Origin of the sequence: Stenotrophomonas pictorum JCM 9942 (assembly GCF_001310775.1) — a bacterium.
In the GTDB taxonomy this organism is placed as follows: Bacteria; Pseudomonadota; Gammaproteobacteria; order Xanthomonadales; family Xanthomonadaceae; genus Stenotrophomonas; species Stenotrophomonas pictorum.
Map to the genome: position 1 here is coordinate 1 of NZ_BAZI01000722.1, position 766 is coordinate 766.

At 70.0% G+C, this 766-nt stretch carries 1 protein-coding gene; it reads left to right on the top strand.

The genetic code is table 11. From position 1 onward, the window contains the following. Positions 1–766, top strand: a 766-nt coding sequence (locus JCM9942_RS17290; protein WP_218185531.1) for a D-(-)-3-hydroxybutyrate oligomer hydrolase, incomplete at both ends; no start/stop codon positions are given.

The window sequence follows — 766 nt, forward strand, 5'->3', positions numbered from 1 at the left end:
GGCGAGCTGTTCGGCAGTCTTGAAAGCGTGCCCGGTCGCGAGTACTCGGCCTATGCGCGGCTGCCCGATGCGCGCCAGCCGCACCGCGTGCTGGCGCAGGTGCCGGACAATTTCAATCTGAGCAAGCGCTGTGTGCTGGTCGCTCCGGCCTCCGGTTCGCGCGGCATCTATGGCGCGGTGTCGGTGGCGGCGGCGTGGGGTCTGCCCAAGGGCTGTGCGGTGGTCTACACCGACAAGGGTGCCGGCAGCGATTACTACGACCTGGACGCGCAGATCGGTGTCCGCGCCAACGGCACGGTCGGTGCGCTGGGCGAGGCGGCCGATCTGGCGTTCGTGCCGGATGCCCCGGTCAACGCCTCGGGCGTGGCGTTCAAGCACGCCCATTCCAAGGACAACCCGGAGGCCGATTGGGGGCGCCATGTGAAGCAGGCGGCCGAGTACGCGCTGCTGGCGCTGGAACAGGCGTATCCGCAGGCCGCGCCGTTCACCTTCGACAACACCCGCATCATCGCCGTGGGGATTTCCAACGGCGGTGGCGCGGTGCTGCGCGCGGCGGAAATGGAGGGCGACTGGCTGGACGCGGTGGTAGCCGGCGAGCCGAGTGTCTATTCCGATGGCCCGGGTTCGCGCGCGCTGTACGACTACACCACCGAGGCGGCGCTGCTGATGCCGTGCGCGCAGCTGCATATGGACGATCTGCCGCAGCCGCCACTGACTGCCGCCTTGCAAGCCGGGGCCGCGCTGCGCTGCGCCACGCTGGCGGCCG